General features: G+C 69.6%; 1 protein-coding gene and 2 pseudogenes. All 3 read right to left on the bottom strand.

Features of this window, described 5'->3' with window-relative positions; translation table 11 throughout:
• Positions 1-125 (bottom strand): annotated as a pseudogene (locus ACI2K4_RS36230) (ABC transporter ATP-binding protein); the annotation flags it as partial.
• Positions 126-481: 356 nt separating this feature from the next.
• Entirely contained in the window at positions 482-3,040 is a 2,559-nt protein-coding gene (locus tag ACI2K4_RS36225; protein ID WP_404517625.1) for an ABC transporter permease, read from the bottom strand.
• Positions 3,040-3,222 (bottom strand): annotated as a pseudogene (locus ACI2K4_RS36220) (ABC transporter ATP-binding protein); the annotation flags it as partial. The pseudogene ACI2K4_RS36220 and the gene ACI2K4_RS36225, both read right to left, overlap by 1 nt.

Raw genomic sequence — 3,222 nt, 5'->3', positions numbered from 1 at the left:
CCTTGTTCGAATTCTGCGGTGACTCCGCGTAGTGCGATGACCTGTGCTTCGCCGCTGCCGTATACCTTCCATACGTCACTGGCACGCGCCGCCGCCTGTGTGTTCTGGTCTATCGTCGCGGTCACTCGAATTCTCCTTAACAGAATGGTCTGGTCCGGCCGGGGCACGTGGTCCGGCCGGCAGTTTCCATCTTCGGTGCCGCCACCGCCCGACTCGTCCACCCGGAGGTGGAGCAGGCGCGGATATTCCGCTGCGGGTCGGCCCGGATACCCACTCAGGGTTGCCCCTGACTACTGGGCCCACGCCGACGGTGACCCGCATCGGATTTTTCCGCATCTACGCGTCCGATGTGTCAGTTTGACCGGATCTCCACTGCTTTCCCAATGCGCACCGGGGACGATCGGGCACGAAAGCGGGGTGGGCTCCGCGTGAGCCCACCCCGCCCCATCGTGTTCGGCCACCGCGTCGAGCGGCCGGTTGGTTACTCGTAGGAGATCGCGTCCAGCACGTTCAGCCGGGACGCCCGCCATGCCGGCCACCACGCGGCCACCACGCCGGCCAGCGCGGCGGCGACGACAAAGCCGACGAGCTGCCCGTACGGGAGCGCGACCATGGTGATCGCCTCCGCGTTGCGCAGCACCTCGGTGACGGTCACCCCGAGCGCGACCCCGAGCCCGACCCCGAGCAGGCAGCCGAAGACCGCCATCAGCAGGGACTCCACCCGTACCATCCGGCGGACCTGACGGCGGTTCATCCCCACCGCCCGGAGCAGACCCAGTTCACGGGTCCGCTCGTAGATGCTCAGCACCAGGGTGTTCACGATGCCGAGGAACGCCACCAGCACCGCGAGCGCGAGCAGCACGTAGAAGATCGCCAGGAGCTGGTCCACCGCCGCCGTCTGCTGGCCGATGAAGGTGGCCTGGTCGACGACGCTGACCAGCGGATAGTCGGCCATCAGCGTCTCGATCTGGCGGGTGACCGCCGAGATGTCGGCGCCGTCGGCGACCTGGACAAATCCCTGCAGGGCCAGTGGCCCGGCGAAGTACCGCACCTGCGACTCGGGCATCATCACGCCGCTGGCCACCGGTGTGCGCTGGTAGATCCCGGCGACCGTGTACGTCCGTTCGCCACCGACCGGCATGTCCACCACGAAGGTGCTGCCGACCCGCCAGCCCTTAGTCTCCGCCGTGCCGTCGTCGACGATCGCCTCGTTCTCCCCGGTCGGGGTCAGGGTGCCGTCCTGTTCGTCGAGCGCGAGCATCGCCTGGGCGGTCGGCAGGTTGGTGGCGAGGATGAAGGAGTTCGGGGTGCCGTCCAGGTCGACCACCGTCGCGTGGGTGGACAGGGTCCTGGTCACGCCCGGGATCTGCGCCGCCCGCTCCAACCGGGCCGGGTCGAAGCCCTCCTTACCGCTCGGCGGCGCGACCAGGGCGGTGGTCACGATGACGGCGGCGCTCAGGTTGTTCTCCACCAGGTCGGTCACGCTCGCCTTCAGCGAGGCGCCGATCACGCTGACCGCGCTGACCAGGGTCACGCCGACCATCAACGCGGCGGCGGTCACCGCCGTGCGGCGCGGGTTGCGCAGCGTGTTGCGCCGGCCGATCCCGGTCGCCGTACCCCAGGTGACCAGGCGGCCGAGCGTACCGGCGACCGGGCGGGTGAGGGCCGGCGAGAGCAGCGCCACGCCGACCACCGCGAGCAGTACGCCGACGCCGAGCGCGGCGGCGGTCAGCCCCTCCACGCCGACCACCCCGACCACGAGCAGCAGTACGGCGAGAGCGGTGACCACCCCGCCGGTGATGGTGAGGCCACGCAGTGACTTGTCCGGCCGTACCACGTCGCGCATGGCCGCGATCGGTGGCACCCCGGCGGCCCGGATCGCCGGGATCAGTGCGGCGATCACCGTCATCACCACACCGACCAGGTACGACGCCACGATGGCGGTGACGCTGACGGTGAGACCACCCTCGGGCAACGGGAAGCCGCTGGCCGAGACGAGCGCCTGCAGACCGGCCGCCACCCCGATCCCGGCACCCAGACCCAGGGTGGACGCGATCACGCCTACCACCACCGCCTCGACCAGCACGCTGCCGGTCACCTGCCGCCAACTCGCCCCGAGGGCGCGCAGCAGGGCCAGCTCGCGGGAACGCTGGGCGATGATGATGTTGAAGGTGTTGAAGATCAGGAACATTCCGACCAGCAGCGCGATCAGTGCGAAGCCGAGGAAGAACCAGTTGACGAAGGTGAGCAACTGCTTCAAAGCGGACGACTGCTCCTCGGCCGCCTCCTCGCCGGTCAGCGCCTCGAAGCCGGCCGGCATCGCCGAGGCGACCCGCTGCTTCAGGGTCTCCTGCGACACCCCCGGATCGGCCTGGAGCTGCGCCGCGCCGAACACCCCGGTGGTCCCGTAGAACAGGCGTTGGGCCTCCGGCACGGTGAAGCCGACCATCGTCTCCCCGCCGAGCGTCGCCCGACCGCCGGAGTATTCGAGCAGGCCGACCACGGTCCACTCCGGGCTGGTGGCGCTCCGGGGTACGTAGATCTTGATCCGGTCGCCAATCTTGTGCCCGGTCTGCTCGGCGGTGTACCGGGTCAGCGTCACCTCGCTGTCCGCCTGGGCGGCCCGGCCCTCGACCACCCTCAGCAGACTCTCCGCGACGAAGTCGTCGCTGCCCAGCCCGACCCCGAGGTGCGGCGCCCCGGGCGGGAGCGCCTTGCCGTTCTCCTTGCGGAACGGGGTCAGCCCGTCCGAACTGGCGTCGCCGACGATCGCGCGGACGCCGTCGACCTCGGTCAGCCGGTCCAGGTCCGCCTCGGTCAACAGCGGCGGGGTCGCCTGCTCACGGGACTCGTCGTTGGCCTGTACCTGTACCGCGACGTCCTTGTTGATGGTCTGGAACAGTTGCTCGAACCGGCCGCCCAGACTGTCCGTGAGGACAAAGGCGCTGGCCACGAACATCACCCCGAGGATGATCGCGAAGCCGGAGAGGACCAGCCGGAGCTTGCGCGAGAGCAGGCTCTTCAGCGTGGCGCGCAGCATCACGCCACCTCGGGCTGGTGCGCCAGGACGTCCAGGTGCTTCAGCGTGTCCAGGACCGCCTCGGCGGTGGGGTCGGCCAGTTCCTCCACGATGCCGCCGTCGGCGAGGAAGATGACGCGGTCGGCGTAGCTGGCGGCGACGGGGTCGTGGGTGACCATGACGATGGTTTGGTGGTGGTTGCG

It is taken from the genome of Micromonospora sp. NPDC050397, from assembly GCF_044901685.1.
In the GTDB taxonomy this organism is placed as follows: Bacteria; Actinomycetota; Actinomycetes; order Mycobacteriales; family Micromonosporaceae; genus Micromonospora_G.
Note: the sequence above shows the minus strand (reverse complement) of the source record. Positions and strands in the feature narration are given on the sequence as shown.

What these genes read in the sequence shown, in the direction of transcription:
- ACI2K4_RS36225 (WP_404517625.1), bottom strand. Translation starts at nt 3,040, where the DNA reads ATGCTGCGCGCCACGCTGAAGAGCCTGCTCTCGCGCAAGCTCCGGCTG.